Annotated in this window: 19 protein-coding genes; 10 read left to right on the top strand and 9 right to left on the bottom strand. The window is 59.7% G+C overall.

The window, feature by feature from the left end:
* Positions 1-29 precede the first annotated feature (29 nt).
* From RWV98_RS02725 to RWV98_RS02705, 5 genes are read right to left on the bottom strand one after another with little or no spacing between them, the layout of a single operon-like run.
* Positions 30-1,466 (bottom strand): S41 family peptidase, encoded by a 1,437-nt coding sequence (locus RWV98_RS02725; protein ID WP_317863599.1) that lies wholly within the window; start codon positions 1,464-1,466, stop codon positions 30-32.
* 21 nt (positions 1,467-1,487) lie between these two features.
* On the bottom strand, positions 1,488-3,185 hold the full coding sequence (gene argS, locus RWV98_RS02720; RefSeq protein WP_317863597.1) for an arginine--tRNA ligase: 1,698 nt from the start codon (positions 3,183-3,185) through the stop codon (positions 1,488-1,490).
* Positions 3,186-3,227: 42 nt separating this feature from the next.
* Positions 3,228-3,662, bottom strand: coding sequence for a DUF1934 domain-containing protein (locus tag RWV98_RS02715; RefSeq protein ID WP_280963084.1), 435 nt, complete (start codon positions 3,660-3,662; stop codon positions 3,228-3,230).
* A 49-nt stretch (positions 3,663-3,711) separates the two neighbouring features.
* Positions 3,712-4,512 carry a glutamate racemase gene (gene murI, locus RWV98_RS02710; RefSeq protein WP_317863596.1) on the bottom strand — a complete coding sequence of 267 codons (801 nt, stop codon included), beginning with the start codon at positions 4,510-4,512 and terminating at the stop codon, positions 3,712-3,714.
* Positions 4,505-5,575: a D-alanine--D-alanine ligase family protein gene (locus RWV98_RS02705; protein WP_317863595.1), complete on the bottom strand. Its 1,071-nt coding sequence runs from the start codon at positions 5,573-5,575 to the stop codon at positions 4,505-4,507. The genes murI and RWV98_RS02705 overlap by 8 nt, the downstream gene beginning before the upstream one ends.
* A gap of 226 nt (positions 5,576-5,801) precedes the next feature.
* Between RWV98_RS02705 and RWV98_RS02700 the strand changes: the two genes are divergently transcribed.
* The 6 genes from RWV98_RS02700 to RWV98_RS02675 all read left to right on the top strand — a co-directional run bounded on the left by RWV98_RS02700 (position 5,802) and on the right by RWV98_RS02675 (position 9,264).
* Positions 5,802-6,119, top strand: a complete 318-nt coding sequence (locus RWV98_RS02700; RefSeq protein ID WP_280963081.1) for a PadR family transcriptional regulator — start codon at positions 5,802-5,804, stop codon at positions 6,117-6,119.
* Entirely contained in the window at positions 6,116-6,784 is a 669-nt protein-coding gene (locus RWV98_RS02695) for a DUF1700 domain-containing protein (protein WP_317863593.1), read from the top strand. The genes RWV98_RS02700 and RWV98_RS02695 overlap by 4 nt, the downstream gene beginning before the upstream one ends.
* Entirely contained in the window at positions 6,781-7,641 is an 861-nt protein-coding gene (locus RWV98_RS02690) for a hypothetical protein (protein WP_317863591.1), read from the top strand. The genes RWV98_RS02695 and RWV98_RS02690 overlap by 4 nt, the downstream gene beginning before the upstream one ends.
* An 81-nt stretch (positions 7,642-7,722) precedes the next feature.
* A complete protein-coding gene (locus tag RWV98_RS02685) occupies positions 7,723-7,920 on the top strand; it encodes a PspC domain-containing protein (RefSeq protein WP_280963078.1) in 198 nt (65 codons plus the stop codon).
* Positions 7,921-7,945: 25 nt separating this feature from the next.
* Complete coding sequence (locus RWV98_RS02680) at positions 7,946-8,344, top strand: hypothetical protein (protein WP_280963077.1); 399 nt, start codon at positions 7,946-7,948, stop codon at positions 8,342-8,344.
* A 74-nt stretch (positions 8,345-8,418) separates the two neighbouring features.
* Positions 8,419-9,264: a GIY-YIG nuclease family protein gene (locus tag RWV98_RS02675; protein ID WP_317863589.1), complete on the top strand. Its 846-nt coding sequence runs from the start codon at positions 8,419-8,421 to the stop codon at positions 9,262-9,264.
* Positions 9,265-9,363: 99 nt separating this feature from the next.
* Here the strand turns inward: RWV98_RS02675 and RWV98_RS02670 are convergent, their stop codons facing one another.
* The 4 genes from RWV98_RS02670 to RWV98_RS02655 form a co-directional block, all read right to left on the bottom strand.
* Positions 9,364-9,588 carry a hypothetical protein gene (locus RWV98_RS02670; protein ID WP_280963076.1) on the bottom strand — a complete coding sequence of 75 codons (225 nt, stop codon included), beginning with the start codon at positions 9,586-9,588 and terminating at the stop codon, positions 9,364-9,366.
* A complete protein-coding gene (gene secG / locus RWV98_RS02665; protein ID WP_280963075.1) occupies positions 9,588-9,824 on the bottom strand; it encodes a preprotein translocase subunit SecG in 237 nt (78 codons plus the stop codon). The genes RWV98_RS02670 and secG overlap by 1 nt, the downstream gene beginning before the upstream one ends.
* 114 nt (positions 9,825-9,938) lie before the next feature.
* Positions 9,939-10,448, bottom strand: coding sequence for a hypothetical protein (locus RWV98_RS02660; protein WP_280963074.1), 510 nt, complete (start codon positions 10,446-10,448; stop codon positions 9,939-9,941).
* A 12-nt stretch (positions 10,449-10,460) separates the two neighbouring features.
* Positions 10,461-11,387: a sugar phosphate nucleotidyltransferase gene (locus RWV98_RS02655; RefSeq protein WP_317863586.1), complete on the bottom strand. Its 927-nt coding sequence runs from the start codon at positions 11,385-11,387 to the stop codon at positions 10,461-10,463.
* 256 nt (positions 11,388-11,643) lie between these two features.
* Between RWV98_RS02655 and pyk the strand changes: the two genes are divergently transcribed.
* From pyk to RWV98_RS02635, 4 genes are all read left to right on the top strand, one after another.
* Positions 11,644-13,110 carry a pyruvate kinase gene (gene pyk, locus RWV98_RS02650; RefSeq protein WP_280963072.1) on the top strand — a complete coding sequence of 489 codons (1,467 nt, stop codon included), beginning with the start codon at positions 11,644-11,646 and terminating at the stop codon, positions 13,108-13,110.
* A gap of 6 nt (positions 13,111-13,116) precedes the next feature.
* Positions 13,117-14,325, top strand: a complete 1,209-nt coding sequence (locus RWV98_RS02645; RefSeq protein ID WP_280963071.1) for an LCP family protein — start codon at positions 13,117-13,119, stop codon at positions 14,323-14,325.
* Positions 14,326-14,440: 115 nt separating this feature from the next.
* The gene (locus tag RWV98_RS02640) at positions 14,441-15,649 is read left to right on the top strand and encodes a M16 family metallopeptidase (RefSeq protein ID WP_317863584.1); all 1,209 of its coding nucleotides are present in this window, start codon (positions 14,441-14,443) and stop codon (positions 15,647-15,649) included.
* A 133-nt stretch (positions 15,650-15,782) separates the two neighbouring features.
* The gene (locus tag RWV98_RS02635; protein WP_317863582.1) at positions 15,783-16,850 is read left to right on the top strand and encodes an acyltransferase family protein; all 1,068 of its coding nucleotides are present in this window, start codon (positions 15,783-15,785) and stop codon (positions 16,848-16,850) included.
* The last annotated feature ends 45 nt before the right edge of the window (positions 16,851-16,895 follow it).

Raw genomic sequence — 16,895 nt, 5'->3', positions numbered from 1 at the left:
GCGGACCGTTCATCATTTTGCCGCCGCGCTTACTTGATCGCAAGGCGGCACATTTCCAGCGCAAGCTGAAGCTGTGAATCGAGCACATAGGTCTGACCGTCCAGCGAGCGCATCGCCCCATCCAGCGCATCCAGCATCTCGGGGGATGCATACTGCGCGGGCGCCATCTCATAGGTCTGCCGGAAAGCGGCCACCGCGTCGAGCACGTCGCCGTCGAACGCTTGCTGCGCGCCGCCGAGCAGGCCGAGCAAATGCAGCCGTTCGGTCATGGCGTACACGCCTTCCGAGCTGTCGCCGAAATAAAGCGGCGTTTTGGTATCGAGCGGCTTGAGCGCCGCCGCGTTTACCGTGACCTGCTCGTTTTCGACCGTGACGTCGGGCTGGATGCCCTTGCCCTCATAAGTGCCGCTTTTCGGCAGTTCCAGATCGAGCGTGGTGATTACGAGCTTATCTCCGTTCACCAGTTCCAGATGGAACTGGCCCTGTCCCTTGCCGTAGGTTTTGGTGCCGACCAGCGTGGCGGACGACGTTTCCTTCAGGCTGCCCGCCAGCAGCTCGGCCGCCGAGGCGGTGCCGCCGTCTACCAGCACGACGATCTTATCCATGCGGATTTGGCTGCCCGTCGAATAATGCCGGGTCAAGCCGCCCATGTCCTCGCGCCAGTGTACGCCGGCGAGATACACATCGGCATTCGGCACCATGGCGTTCGCCATTTGGATCGCGACGTCGATCACGCCGCCGCCGTTGCCCCGCAGATCCAGCACGACCGCCTTTGCGCCCTTGTCGGGCAGGCCGTTCCAGATCTCCTCAAAGGCCTTCCAGTCGTTTTCCGACCCCATCGCGGTCACCTTAATATATTCGATGCCCTCCGCGAGCGTTTTATTCGATACATAGGTCTCATTGATCTTGCGGCGGGTGCAGGTGACGGTCACGCCGCGCCCCTGCCGCTGCACGGTGATTGAAACCGTCGTGCCTTCCTGCCCGCGCAGCTTTTCCGCCACGTCGGCAAGGGGCGTATCCAAAACAGACACGCCGTCCACCTCGACGATGATATCGCCGATCTGCAAGCCGGCTTCCTCCGCCGCCGAATAGCGCATGACCTCGGCGATGCGCACGCCGTTCGCCGTCTGCTCCATGCCGACGCCGATGCCGACAAAGCCTTCGACCGAGGAAAAGCCCTGCGAATATTCCTCCGCGGACAGATACATGGAGTGCGTGTCCATCAGCGAGAGGATGTCGTTTAAAACATCGTATAATTCTTCCGGGTGCTCGGTCAGGTATTTGTTGATATAGTTTTGTAAAATATACGGGTTGTCCTCCGCTTTCAGACCAAAGCTGTTGATCAGCGCCCAAACGCCGTCAAACCACGTTTCGCTCTGTCCGTCGGCGGTCACCGCGCCGGCCGGCGCGGTCAGCAGCGCGGCGGAGAGCGCCAGCGCGGCCAGTTTCTTGGCAAGTGCTTTCACGAAATTGTTTCCTTCCCGCCCTTACATTGTCTCGGGGGCCTCTACGCCAATGATCTGCAAAACGTTTTTGATGGTCTGCCGGGCCGCCATGCAAAGCGTCAGGCGCGCGTCGCGCACGCGCTTGTCGTCGTCCTTGATGCGGCAGGCGTTGTAGAAATGATGGAACTGCTGCGCGAGCGATACCGCGTATTTGTTCAGTCTGGAAGGATCGCGCGCAGCCGCTGCCTGCGCGATCTCCTCCGGCAGCAGCGCGATGACCTTGATCAGCGCGCGTTCGTCCGCGCCTGTCAGCACGGACAGGTCGGCCGCCTGCGGGTCGGGCAGCGCAAAGCCGCTTTCGGCGGCGTTTTTCAGCACCGAGCAGATGCGCGCGTGCGCGTACTGCACGTAGTAAAGCGGATTATCCGAATCCTGACGCACCGCCAGATCGAGGTCGAACTCCATCTGGGTCTCGGCCGCGCGCGAATTGAAGAAAAAGCGCGCCGCGTCCACCGGGATCTCGTCCAGCAGGTCGGTCAGCGTCAGGCTCTTGCCGGTGCGCTTGGACATGCGGACGACCTCGCCGCCCTGCATCATGCGGACCAGCTGCATCAGGACAATCTCCAAGCGGTTCGACCCGTCCAGTCCGATCGCGTCGAGCGCGCATTGCAGCCGTTTGACGTGGCCGTGGTGATCCGCGCCCCAGATGTTGATGACGCGGTCAAAGCCGCGTTTTTCAAACTTATTGCGGTGGTAGGCGATATCCGCCGCGAAGTAGGTGTAGAAACCGTTCGCGCGGCACAGCACATCGTCCTTATCGCAGCCAAAATCGGTCGAACGCAGCCAAAGCGCGCCGTCCTCGGTCCGGTAAGTCGCGCCCTTTTCTGTCAAAAGGTCAATGGTCTCCTTGACATAGCCGGAGCCATGCAGCTCGCTTTCGCGGAACCAAACGTCGTAATCGATCTTATAACGCTTCAGGTCTCGCTCCATGCGGGCGATGTTGGTCGGCAGGCCATAGCCCTCGATGATCTGAAAGCGCTCCTCGGGGGACTTGTCCAGCAGGCTGTCGCCGTATTTTTCAACCAGATCGTGGGCCAGCGCCTTGATATCGTCGCCCTGATACCAAGAAGGATCGAACGCGACCGCGTCTTCCCCGCGCACCTCTTGTATATAGCGGCCTTCCACTGAGTGGGCGAACTTGTCCACCTGATTGCCCGCGTCGTTGATATAGAATTCACGCGTCACGTCGTTGCCCGCCCAGTCGAGCACCTCGGCCAGACAGTCGCCCAGCACGCCGCCGCGGGCGTTGCCCATGTGCATCGGCCCGGTGGGATTGGCCGAAACGAATTCGACCATCACCTTTTCCGGCCGCGCGGCCGCCGTGCGGCCATAATCCTCGCCCTGCTCGCTCACCGCGCGCACGGCGTCGCCATACCAGCTCTGCGCCAAGGTAAAGTTTAAAAAGCCCGGCCCCGCGATCTCGACCTTTTCAAAGCAGCTGTCCGCGAGCTCTAAATTGTCGCGTATCGCCTCCGCGATCTTGCGGGGGGCCATGTGCAGCGGCTTTGCGCACTGCATGGCAAAGGTGCAGGCCCAGTCGCCGTTCGAGGCGTCCTTCGGCGTTTCGACCGTAACGGGCGGCAGGTCGCCCGCCGGAAGCGTTCCGGCTTCGGCGGCCTTGCGGCAGGCGGCTTCGACCACGCGCCTTGCCTCGGCCCGTGCGGATTCATATGCGTTCATGGTTTCACTCTCCAAATTTTCTTTATTTACCGCCGCCCGGCGTTACGCCAGCGGCTCCGATGTGACCGTCATCTCAAAGTGATGCTCGCCCATCACGCTGTTGTCCACCTCGACCGTGTAGTCGAGAATCAGCTCGCCGCCGTTTTCCCCCACGGTGTTGCGTACGTGCGAGGTGTGGGTCGCGATCGTCATGCTGGTGCCGATCGGGGTTTGATACAGTCCGACGTGGCGCTGGTTTTCCGCAAACAGCATGCGGGAGGGATAGGTGCCCGTGCGGATGAGCGAGACCGACTTGCCTTCGAGCTTGACGGTGGTCAGCGTGCCGTTCAGGCCGGTCAGTTCGCTCTCCTCATAAATAATATAGTATTTTCCGCCGCGCCTGTAAAGCTTCGCGGCGGTGACCAGATCGATCTGCTCCTCATCGCAGTTTTCAAACTGCTGGGTGGACAGGATCGACAGCCAAACATCCTTTTTCATATATAAACTTCCTTAAATTCCTAATTCCTAACTCCTGATTTAGAAGTTGTCAGTATCCCGAAATATCGACCAGCCCGGCGGAGCCCGTCACATCCTCCTGCAAAAACAGGCTGGCGAGCTGGGCAAAGCCCGCGGGATCGTCGGAAACAAAATAGCGGGTCTCCCCCGCGCCGCCGGACGCGGGCGCGACCGCGCGCCGCAGGGCGTTCGCCGCTTCCGCGCCGGAATCGACCAGAGTGACGGAGGGGCCCATAAAATCCGCGATCACCTCGTGCAGCAGCGGATAGTGCGTGCAGCCGAGAATCAGCGTATCCACGCCCCGTTCCCGCACCGGCTGCAAATATTCCCGCACGACCGTCTCGATCACGACATCGCCGCGCTTCACGCGCCCGTTTTCCACCAGCGGCACGAAAAGCGGGCAGGCGACCGTTTGCACGTCTAAAGCGGCGTCCGCCTTTTTCAGGCTTCGCTCAAACACGCCGCTGCGCACGGTCGCCGCCGTGCCGATCACGCCGATCCTGCCGTTTTTCGTCACCGCCCGCGCTTTCTCGCACGAGGGTTCCACCGTGCCGAAAATCGGCACGTCAAATTCGCCCTGCACCGTGTCCAGCGCCGCGGCGGACGCCGTGTTGCACGCCACCACGATGGCTTTCAAATCGTATTCCAGCAAAAAGCGGATATCCTGCCGGGTGTATTTGATAATGGTGTTGCGGCCGCGCGTACCGTAGGGCACGCGGCCGGTATCGCCGAAATAGATGATGCTTTCCTCCGGCATGATCTCGTGCAGGCGGCGCACCGCGGTCAGGCCGCCCAGCCCGGAATCAAACACGCCGATGGCGCGGTTATCCATGGTGCTCCTCCAGCGCGAGCGTGACCAGACGGTCGAGCAGCTCGGTATAGCCGACGCTGCTGTGGGCGAACAGCTTGGGGTACATGGAGATCGAGGTGAAGCCGGGAATGGCGTTCAGTTCGTTGAAAACGATCTCGCCGCCGTCATACGTGCAGAAGAAATCGACGCGCGACAGCCCCCGGCAGCCGAGCGCCGTATAGACCTTGATCGCGTTTTGCCGCGTTTCTTCGAGCTGCTCCTCCGTGATGCGCGCGGGTATGAACAGTTTGGAGGCTTCATCGGCGTATTTCGCGTCAAAGGTGTAGAATTCCTGCGCGGGCGCGATCTCGCCCACCGTAGAGGCGACCGGCGACAGATTGCCGAGCACCGCGCATTCGATCTCGTGGCCGCTGATGAATTCTTCGACCAGCACCTTGGAATCATATCCAAAGGCGGCCTCCAATCCCTCGGTCAGCTCCCGCATATCGGCCGCCTTGGCCACGCCGACCGACGAGCCGGACGAGCAGGGCTTGACAAACACCGGGAAGGACCCGATCCGCTCCGCCGCCGCGCGCGCAACGCCTGCGGCGTCCGCCGCGAATTCATGCTTAAGGGCCAGATAATACCGCGCCTGCCGCACCTGTGCCGCTTCGACCAGCACCTTGGTGATGGATTTATCCATCGAATTGGCCGAGGCCGCGACGCCGCAGCCCACATAGGGGATGGCGGCCAGCTCCAACAGGCCCTGTATCGTGCCGTCCTCGCCGCCGATGCCGTGCAGCACGGGGAACACGCAGTCCACCCGAACGGTTTGAACCCCGCCGTCCGTCAGCAAAATAAGACCGTGCGCCGCCCGGTCCGGGGACAGGATGGCCGGAACAAGACCGGGCTCCTCCTGCCAGAGGCCCTTTTCGATTTTATCCACATTATAGTCGGGATATAGGTACCAGCGGCCCTCTTCCGTGATGCCGACCGCCAAAATTTCATATTTATTTTGATCCAGATTGCGCAAAACAGAGGCCGCCGAAAGACACGAGATGCTGTGCTCGCTCGACACACCGCCGAAAACAACTGCTAATTTCACGAATTGATTCTCCTTTTATGAAAGGTGATCGCCCAGCGATAAATATTTCTATACAGATAGCATTATACGCTATTTGCGGCGTAAATACAATGAAAAAGCGCGGTGAAACGCAGAGCGATTTGACGAAATTTTCTAGCTTTATCCACTTATTTTTGAAATACCTGTTGACAGACTATATTATACGTCATATAATATTGTACATAAACACAGAAACGAGGTGGCATTTATGTCATACCCCATCGCCTCCTCCCTGCTGGACGGAATCGTGCTCTCCGTGGTAGAACGGGAAAGCACCTATGGTTACCGCATCACGCAGGAGATACAGCAGGTGATCGAAATTTCGGAATCGACCCTGTACCCCGTGCTGCGCCGTCTGCTGAAGGACGGCTACCTTACTACCTATGACGAAGCGTACGCCGGGCGCAACCGCCGTTACTATCGGATCACCGAGCACGGCCGCGCCAGACTGCGCCAGCACCGGATCGATTGGCAAAATTACCGGAACAGCATCGATCACATCTTTTTCGGAGGGCAAGCATCATGAACAGAAACGAATATATGGCCGCGCTGCGGCGGGCTCTTTCCGGCCTGCCGGATGAAGAGCGCGCAAATGCCCTGCGTTACTACGAGGAGTACTTTGACGACGCCGGGCCGGAAAACGAAGGGGAAGCCATAGCGGGCTTGGGCGCGCCGGAAAATGTGGCCGCGCAGATCCTAAACGATTACCGCGAACTGACCGTGCCGCCGCATCGCGCGGAGGCGGGCGGCGCTTCGTACACCGCCGCCGGCGAAGCCGCGAACAGCCCCAAGCGCCGCTGGCGCGGCATCAACCCTTGGCTGCTCGCCCTGCTGGTGCTGCTCGCCATCCCGGTCGGCATCCCGCTCGCGGCGGCTGTCGGCGGCGTTCTGGTTTCCGTGCTGGCGGTACTGGCCTGCATCGTCCTTGTGGTTTTTATCATTTTCGCGGTCATCCCTTTTGTCTTGCTGGTCTGCGGCGCAGCTTTTATCGGCGTTTCATTCTTTTTATGGTGGACGCCGGCCAGCGCCGTGCTGACGCTCGGCGCCGGACTTGCCGTGCTCGCGATCGGCATACTGGTCACGATGCTGATGATCAAGCTGTGCACCCTGTTCATCCCGCCCATTTTCCGCGGCTTTGTCGCGATCCTGCGCTGGCCGTTCGATAAACTGAGAGGAGCGATGAGAAAATGAAAAAGCTCATGATCGCCTGTCTGGTATTGCTGCTCATCGGCAGCGGCCTTGCGATCGGCGGCGCGGCCGCCGGCGGCAGGCTCTACGGCAGCTATTATGACGGCTCTCTCCACCCGATCACCGATTCCATCAGCGACGCGCTGGACGCGGTGGACCGATTCTCGGATCACAACCTGTTTCGCCGCGGCCTGCACTATGAAAGCGGCTACGCGGCGGACGGCAGCTACCACTCCGGCTGGTTCGACGACCGCCACGGGCTGGACGATTTCGACAACCTGCCGGACGAGATGAAGGATGATTTGTCCTACCTGCCCGATCCCGACATCCGCGAGCTCGAATTTGCCTTTGGCGCGGGCGCGTTCCGCATCCAACAGGGCGATGAATTTGCGGTAACGGGCGGCGTTGTGCAGGACAGCTTGATGAACGGCGACATCTGGGAGCTATCCGTGCGCGGCCGCACGGGCGACGGCAAGGTCGTCATCACGCTGCCGGAGGCGGCCTACGATAAGATCGAATTTTCCATCGGCGCAGCCACGCTTGAGATCGAAACGCCGCTCGCCGCCCGCAAGGCTGAAATAGCGGTCGGCATGGGGATCCTATCCGTAAAAGAAGCGCTCGACGTCGACAAACTCGAACTGGACTGCGGCGCGGGCAGCGCCACCGTCCTGCTCGCGGGCAGCGCCGGGGATTACGGCTACGAGATCGCCGCTTCCGCGGGCAGCGTGACGCTTGACGGAACCGAACTCGCCGGCGGCGGCCCCTTCGGCACGCACCGCGCCTCCAAAAACGGCACGCGCGAGCTTGAACTGAGCGTCGGCGCGGGCACCATTGAACTGACGACCGCCGGCACGGTTTAAGCCGAACCGGCGCGTAAAACAAAGTTTATTCTTGACGAATTGAACCAAAACCCGTATGATAAGAGAAAAGGAGCCTTTGCTATGAAAAACAAGAGACTGTATCGCAGTGAGACCAGCCGCATGCTGTGCGGCGTGTGCGGCGGTATCGCGGATTATTTCGAGATCGACCCCACGCTCGTCCGCCTCGCTTGGGTGTTGCTCTGCGCACTCGGTTTCTCCGGTATCGTCGTATATATCATCGCGGCGATCATTATTCCGACGCAAAGCGCCGTCCAGTAACCAAACAAACGAGAGGATGTGCCCCATGAGCGAAAACAAAGAATCCATGACGGATCTAGACGAAACTTCCGCCGAGCCCACGCAGGACGAGACCGTTCTCGAAGCGGATGAGGCGGAAAACGCCGAAGCCGATCTCGTTCTCACGCCGGAGGAGGCCGAGGAAGAGATCGAAACGCCGCATGAGGATCGTGTTTTCGGCTTGCCGCGCATGTGCTTTCACGGCGTCGCGCTCGGTATCGCGGCCGGCTATATTCTGACCGGTCTGTACGGCGTGATTATGAATAAGCTGACCGGCTCTACCAAGATGCCCAGTTCGACCATGGTCGCGCTGGTCTGCGCCGGCATCGGCTATCTGATCACCAAGCGTATCTATGATAAGAAAAAGAAGGCAGAGGAAGCCGCCGCCGAATCAGACGCGGAATAACGAAAATAAAGCCGCCGCAAAGAATGGCTTTGCGGCGGCTTTCGCCTGCCCAAAGATCGGAAAGGAAGTGCTGTATGCGCGCATACGCCTATATGCTCCGCTGTGCGGACGATACCCTGTACTGCGGTTGGACCAATGATTTGACACACCGCCTCGCGGCGCACAACAGCGGCCAAGGCGCCAAATACACGCGCGGCCGTGGGCCGGTGCGGCTCGCCTACAGCGAACTGTTCGCAACGCAGGGCGAAGCCATGCGGCGCGAAGCGCAGCTGAAAAAGCTGACCCGGCCGCAAAAAGAGGCCTTGCTCGCCGTTCCCGACGGCGCCGAACTGCTGACCGTGTACGACGGAACGGGCCTTGCCTGCGGCGAAAGACCCCGCGCCGAGGTGCACGCGCAGGGCCTTTTCCACCATGTATGCCACCTGTGGGTGTGCGGCGTATACGAGGGCGAGCCCGGCCTGTGGCTGCAACGGCGCGCGGACGACCGGCCGCTCTACCCCGGCCATTATGATTTGACCGCCACCGGCCATATCGATCCCGGCGAAACGCCGGAAACAGCGATCCTGCGCGAAGCGCGGGAGGAAGCCGGTCTGCGCCTTGCGCCGGACGCACTGGTCCCCGCCGGCGCTTACCGCCAGCAGTACGACCGCGGCGAGGGCGGCGGTTTTGACGATGAATTGGCCTACGCCTTTCTATGCCGCATGGACGGTCTGCCCCCCTTCGCCCCCGGGCCCGAGGTGTCCGCCCTTGTGTTTGCCCCGCTTTCGGCGTTTGCCCTCGCGCACGAGGAAAGCGCGCCGCCGCTTCCCGCCCGCGCCCCCGGCGGCGGCGCAGTCTCTATTCCGCGCGAGTTGTTTTGCTGCTTGCACCAACAGGAGTGGGAGGGTGTGCTGCCGGTTCTTCAAAATGTAATGAAATAGCGAAATAATACATTTTGTATATGCGTGTGCTCGCTAATTCTAAAACAAGTGCAAAAAACAACAGAACCCCGTTACACTGTAACGGGGTTCTGTTGTTTTTCATCTTTTCGTCAGTACGCCGATGAGGATGCAAGCGGCCAAACTGGCGGCCGCGCCGATCGCGGAGATCAGCGCGCGCTTCTGGCAGGCCTTGGCCTTAGGGTCCTCCTGCTGGTCATCCTCTTCGCTTCTGCCGCAGATCATGCCGTATTGCACCTGCTGCAACGCGGTAAACGCGGCCAACAGGATAAAGGCGACCAGCAGCAGTCTCTGCGCCGTCTGCATCAGTGCAGCAGATTGAGCACGAGGGCGACGACAACGAATACCACGCCCATGGCAGTGGTCAAACGGGCAAGAATCTTATCCGCGGCGCTGGCCTTACCGGCGCCGAAAAAGGTTTCCGCGCCGCCCGAAACAGCGCCGATGCCCTGCGATGCGCCGCTCTGGAGCAGCACGACGATGATCAGAAACAGGCTCGCTACGATCATAACGATAGATAAAGCGATTTGTGCGGTAGTCATGTTTTCCATTCCTCCAAAATATCCGTACCGCGCCCGCAAAAGGAGCGCGCATATCCGTGCGTATATGGTACTATATCACAGATATGATGCTTTTTCAAGCTTTTTTTGCGTTTTTTACAGCAAGGGCTTCAGGATGTTCTTGAGCGGTTCGCCCATGCGGTTGGTATGGATCTTACGCGCCGGAAGCTCGACCACGGCGAAGCGGATGGTGCTCCAGCCGTTTTGCGGTTTATCGTAATGCCGCTCCTGCCCCAGTCGTTTCAGCTTTTTCTGCACCGTCCGGTCGAGCTGCTCCGCGACTAAAATGAGCGAAATGATGGAAAACTCATGCGACAGATCGGCCTCCACCAAATCGTTTTCCAGTTGTTTGGCGTATTCCCACCAATCGTTCAGGCCCGTTTCGTCAAGGGTGGGCGCGGCGAACAGCGCGCGGTACTCGTGCGCGTGGCTGGTGCCGCCGGTCGGCATGATGCCGAGGATTTTGCGCTCTTCCTTCAGGCTGAACGTGCTGTACAGCGCGGCCATACGGCCCAAAAGCGACATGTTTTCGGTGCTTTCAAACTTAGCATCCTGTCCCGCTCGCAGGCGGTCGCGCAGGGCGATAAACTCCGTGGAAAAATCCATTTTCGTTGCTCCTTAATTTTCAGCCTTTTCGGGGTACAGCCCTTCGGCGGTCATGCGGCGGATGGCCTCCTCTACAATGGGCTTGTCCTCCCGATACGTCACGCCGTACCAGCGCGCCACGGTGGAAAGCACCTTGGCGGTCGCTTTGCCCGCGCGCAGCAGCTCGTCCACCGCGAAGGGCAGGTAATATTCGCCCTTCATCGGGTTTGCGGGCAGCCGTTCGGCGAAAAAGCGGCGAAGGCCCGCGTCCAGCTCCTCCGCGAACGAAGGGGTGAAGCCCCACAGGTTCAGCGAGATCAGCGTGCCTTCGGGCAGCGCGGTCTCGGGCAAGTCGCCGTCCGGCGCGCAGCGGATCACGCCGTCCGCGTCCCGCTTGATGGCGGTGCGCTCCACGATATCGGTTAGCATGCTGTTTGCATCGGTCGTGCACACGCCGCGCGATACCGTACCGTTTTCGGTCAGCGTGTTTTCCACGCGGTAGCCCACCATGCAGTAGCGGCCCACGCCGTCGTCCCGCGCGCTTTCCAGATAGGCATATACCTTTTGGAATGCGTCCGCCCCGTAAAAATCATCCGCGTTGACGACCGCGACCGGCGCGCCCGCAAACAGGTCCTTCGCGCACCATACGGCGTGCGCCGTGCCGAGCGGCTTTTCACGCCCCTCGGGCGCCGTAAGGCCCGCGGGCAGGCGGTCCAGCGTTTGGTAGGCGTAATCGATCTGCATCAGCTTTCGCGCGCGCCGTCCGATGGCGTTCTCGAACGCCTTTTTCAATTCGGGGCGAATGATGAACACCGCGCGCCGGAACCCGGCGCGGAACGCGTCGTAAAGCGTATAATCCAGAATGATCTGCCCATCCGGGCCGACCGGATCGATCTGCTTGAGACCGCCGTAACGGGATCCCATCCCGGCGGCCATAATTACCAAAATAGGCTTTGCCATAAATAATTTCCCCTGTTTCTCCGCAAAATGTGAACAAGCCGTAAATATCCGGCGGTTCTTGCTTCATTTATTATACTAAACCGTATCAGAAAACACAAGATGTTTGATACCTGTCCGCCGTTTTTTGTAGAAAAGCATGAAATTGAACCCGACGCCGCGCGGAAGATTGCATTAGGCCGCGAAAACTGTTAAAATAGATGCGTTAAAAAGTTATCAGAGTGATGAAAATCGTTTAAGAGAGAGGGAAACGGAAACGATGCGTAAAACTAAGATCATCTGCACGCTTGGCCCGGCGACAGAGGGCCCCGTGCTGGCCGAACTGATGAAGGCCGGTATGAATGTGGCGCGCCTGAATTTCAGCCACGGCAACCATGAGGAACACAAGGCACGTATGGATGCGATCAAGGAGACCCGCCGCGCGCTCGGCGTGCCGGTCGGCATCATGCTGGATACCAAGGGCCCGGAGATCCGCATCAAGACTTTTCAAAACGACCGTATCGACATTCAAGAGGGACAGGCGTTCACCCTTACCACCCGCGACGTCGAAGGGGACGAGTCCATCGTTTCCATCACCTATACCGGCCTGCCGATGGACGTCAAGGTCGGCACCCGTCTGCTGATCGACGACGGCCTTGTCGCGTTCGACGTGACCGAGGTAAAGAACGGCACCGATATCGTGTGCCGCGCGCTGAACAACGGCCCGCTTTCCAACCGCAAGTCGGTCAACGTGCCGGGCATCAAGCTGAACATGCCCTACCTCTCCGAAAAGGACAAGTCCGATATCGAATTCGGCCTGTCGCAGGATATTGACTTTATCGCCGCCTCCTTCTGCCGCACCGCGCAGGATGTGCGCGATATCAAGGGCATCCTCAAGGCCTGTGGAAAAGAGGACGTTGAGATTATCGCCAAGATCGAAAACATGGAAGGCGTGCGCAACGTACAGGAGATTTTGGACGAAGCCAACGGCGTCATGGTCGCCCGCGGCGATCTGGGCGTGGAGGTTCCCTTTGAGGAACTGCCCGAAATCCAGAAGTGCCTGATCAAGACCTGCATTTCGCGCGGCAAGCGCGTCGTCACGGCCACGCAGATGCTTGAAAGCATGGCTAAAAACCCGCGCCCGACCCGCGCGGAGGTATCCGACGTTGCCAACGCCGTTTACGACGGCACCTCGGCCATCATGCTTTCGGGCGAGACCTCGGTCGGCAAATATCCGGTCGAGACCGTTCGCACGATGAGCATGATCGCGGAGAACGCGGAGCGCACCATTCATTACGACCGCCGCCGCACCACCCGCCTTGAATTCCAGAACATGGACGTTTCGGGCGATGACAAGACCAACGCCATCGCGCACGCGACCTGCTCCACCTCGCACGATCTGGGCGCGAAGTGCATCGTCGCCTTTACGGAGTCCGGCTCGACCGCGCGCGCCGTTTCCACCTACCGTCCGGGCGCGCCGATCGTCGGCGCAACGCCGAGCGAGAAAACGTTCCACCGCCTGACGATGAGCTGGGGCGTCATCCCGATTCTGGTTCCTCAGCGGCCTTCTTCCGGCACCCAGCTGTTCGAGCTTTCCGCCCATGCGGCCGTCAAGGCCTGCGGCTGCAAGGCTAGCGATATCATCACCGTGACCGCCGGCATGCCGGTCGGCAAGGTCAACTATACGAATACCCTGCGCGTGCTGCAACTGACCGAGCAGATTCTCGCGCAAGGCTTCCGGGACTGATAAAACATGTCTGTCAAACGCTTGCAGCGCACGCTTGTGCGCGTGCTCTCCGTCGTCGTCATTCTCGCGATCCTAATCTGCATCGGGCTTTATGCCTACCGCACCTTCTTCGGCTACAATTACGATTCCTCCCTCTTCGGGCAGGATCTGGCCGCGGGCGTGCAGGCGGATGAGAACATCACGAATATCGCCCTGTTTGGACTGGATACCCGCGAAGGGGACACACAGTCCCATTCGGACTGCGTCATGATTGTCACGGTGGACAACACGCGCGGCAAGATCAAGCTGATCAGCCTGATGCGGGACAGCCTCGTCCCCATCGACGGCCACGGCAGCCAAAAGCTCAACGCCGCCTATTTTGAGGGCGGCCCCTCGCTTGCCATCCGCACGCTGAACGAAAATTTCGGCACCGATATCAGCGATTATATCGCGGTCGATTTTGAACAGCTCGTCACCATCATCGACGCGCTGGAAGGCGTGACCGTCAACGTGAAGGACAACGAGCTCACGGAACTTAACCGCGTCATCCGCGACTACGGTATCGAGCAGGGCAAGACCTTTGAGCCCGTCGCCGCCGCAGGCGAGCAGAAGCTGGACGGCGTGCAAGCGCTTTGTTACAGCCGCATCCGCAAGGGCGGCACGGGCGACGACTGGGGCCGCGTGGAGCGGCAAAGCGTCGTTCTCTCGGCCCTGTTCGACGAGGTGCAGAACCTGAACGCCAGCAAGCTGCTGGGCTTGATGCAAAAGCTGATGCCGAACGTCACCACCTCGCTCTCGGTGAGCAAGATCGCGCCGCTGATCGTCGGCGCGGTCAAAAACGGTATGCCCGCGCTGTCCCATACCCGGCTTCCGCTGGACGGCGAATGGGAATACGCCGGTTCATCGGGCGAGTATATCCTGTTCGACCTCGACGTGGCGGCCGATCATATCCAAAAGTTTATCTATGACGATGTATTCCCCGGCGACACCTCGTCCGCCCACACGCCGCAGACCGGCGCGGGCGACGATACCAATACCGGCCCCATGGGCGGCGTTGATTTTGATACCGAGCCGACCGCCCCGGCTTCGACGAACGGCGGCGGCAACAGCGACGAGGTCGATCCGGCCTCCCTCGCGGAGGAGGGCGCTACCTACGACCCCGAGACCGGAGACTATATCGATATCGACGGCGACCGCTACCGGCTGGACGATAACGGCAACAAGGTCTACTATTAAGCACGCTGCAGCGTAAGAATTTATCATGATCCGATCGGGGCTCAGGCTCCGATCGATCTTTTTAGAGGTTTGAAATGTACGAAAAAAAGTTTTACCAAACGGCGTGCGCCTGATCATGGAGCGGATCAATACCGTACGGACCGCTTCCATCGGCATTTGGGTCAAAAACGGCAGCCGGTATGAGCCCGCGCCGCTCGGCGGCGTTTCGCATTTTATCGAGCATATGATCTTCAAGGGCACAAAAAAGCGCTCGGCCCGCCACATCGCCATCGCGATGGACGCGCTGGGCGGTCAGGCAAACGCCTTTACCGATAAGGAGTGCACCTGCTACTATATGAAGGTGCTGGACAGCCGCCTCAAAACCGCCGCTTCGCTGCTGGCCGATATGTTCATGAACTCGCTGTTTGCGCAGAGCGATCTCGAGCTGGAACGCGGCGTTGTTTTAGAAGAGATCGATATGTACGAGGACTCGCCCGAGGACGTCGCCATTGAAAAGCTGTTCGAGACCTGCTATGCCGGTTCCTCGCTCGGCCGCCCCATCCTCGGCACGGCGGAAACGCTCTCGCACATCGATTCGGCCGCCATGCACGCCTACCTGCACGAGTATTACCGGCCGGCGGACACGGTCATCGCGATTTCCGGCAGCTTTTCGGACGAGGATATCGATTACATTGCCGAGCTTTTTTCCGCCATGCCCGGCGAAGGCCGCAACGAGGTGACCCCCGCCCTTTATCACCCCAGCATTGTGCTGCGCGAAAAGGATATCGAGCAGAACCACCTGTGCCTAACCTTCCCCGGCGTGTCCCTTCTGGATGAGCGCCGGTTTGAGATGAACCTGCTTTCCTCCATTCTCGGCGGCGGCATGTCCTCCCGCCTGTTCCAGACCGTGCGCGAGCAAAACGGCCTGTGCTACTCGATCTATACCTTCGGCACCGCGCATCTGGATACCGGCATTCAGTCCGTCTACGTCGGGTTGGGCGCGGAGACCGAGCAGCAGGCGCTTGAGCTGATTTGCCGCGAAATACGCGAGTTCTGCCAGTCCGGCCCCGCGCAGGACGAGCTGGCCCGCTGCCGCGAGCAAGTCAAGACCACGCTGCTGATGGGACTTGAAAACACCGGCACGCGCATGATGACCATCGGCAGAAGCGAGACCATGCGCGGCGAGGTCGCCAAGATCGAGCAGGTGCTCGCACGGTATGATGAGGTGACCACCGAGGGCGTGCTGGAGCTGGCCCGCGAGGTGTTCGACTTCTCCCGCGCTTCCCTTTCCGTTGTCGGCGCGCCAAAGGACGAGGACGCCTACCGCGCCTTGCTTAAAAACTGATCTTGCCGCAAAACGTATGCACGACCGGCACAGCCTGATGGCTGTGCCGGTTCTTTTCTACGCCGGTATTGACATTGGCGCCGCGAACGCGTATTATATGAATGAATTATTCATTTATACAGGAGGGTAATCTTTGAGAAAACACTTTATCGACAATGTGCGCTGGCTTACCGTGCTGCTGCTTTTTCCATACCACACCGCCCGGATATTCGACGGTGTCCAGCCCTTTTATGTGAAGGGCGCGGAAATGCGGGCCGCGACCGTTTTTGTGCTGGCCTGTACGCCGTGGTTCATGCCGCTGCTGTTTGTGGTGGCCGGCATCAGCACCCGGTACGCCCTGCAAAAGCGCAGCACCGGGGCGTACATCCGGGAACGGTTTGCCAAGCTCTTCGTGCCCCTGATCTCCGGCACGTTGCTTCTGGTGCCCATGCAAACCTACTTTGCAGAGGTTTTTCATAACGCCTACACGGGCGGCTACTTCGGCCAATACCTGCTGTTCTTTACCAAACCAACCGATCTAACCGGCTACACCGGCGGCTTTACCACCGGGCAGCTTTGGTTTATCTCCTACTTATTTCTGATATCGCTGATCGCGCTGCCGCTCATTCGGCTCGCGCATAAACGGCGGATCGGCTGGCATGACACACCAGCGGCTCTGGTCCTCCCCTTGTGCTGCATGATATTGCCGTTTTCCTACCTGCTCGATATCGGCGGCAAAAGCCTTGGGGAATATCTGGTTCTGTTTTTATTGGGCTATTTCGTATTGGCGGAAGAGCCGGTACAGGCTTTTACCGGCCGGTACCGGTTGGCTCTCCTGTCGGCCGGGGCTTTGCTTACCGCCTATACCGTGGTGAACCGTGTTTCCCTCAAGAGCGGCATAGGCAGCCGGGCCATCATGCTCTTCACTTCATGGATCTGCATTTTGGCCATCCTTGGCATGGGGCGCCGCCACCTGAATTTTCAAAACAAATGGACCCAGCGCTTGTCCGCATCGTCTTTTCCTTTTTATCTGTTTCACCAATCCATTATCGTCTGCATTGGCTTTTACTGCTTGCAGACCGACCGACCGGGCGGCCTGCAATATGCGCTCATTTTATCGGGCAGCATCGTTTTAAGCACGTTGCTCTATGCGCTGTGTAAACGGTTTCGAGCGCTCCGCTTTCTGTTTGCGATCAAAGATACACCGCCGCCACAAAAATAAAACAAACCGGCTCACCGCATGCCTTGCTAGGCGCGGTGAGCCGGT

Origin of the sequence: Agathobaculum sp. NTUH-O15-33 (assembly GCF_033193315.1) — a bacterium.
Taxonomy (GTDB): domain Bacteria; phylum Bacillota; class Clostridia; order Oscillospirales; family Butyricicoccaceae; genus Agathobaculum; species Agathobaculum faecihominis_A.
The sequence above is the reverse complement of the archived record's forward strand: the minus strand, read 5'-3'. Positions and strand labels throughout refer to the sequence as shown.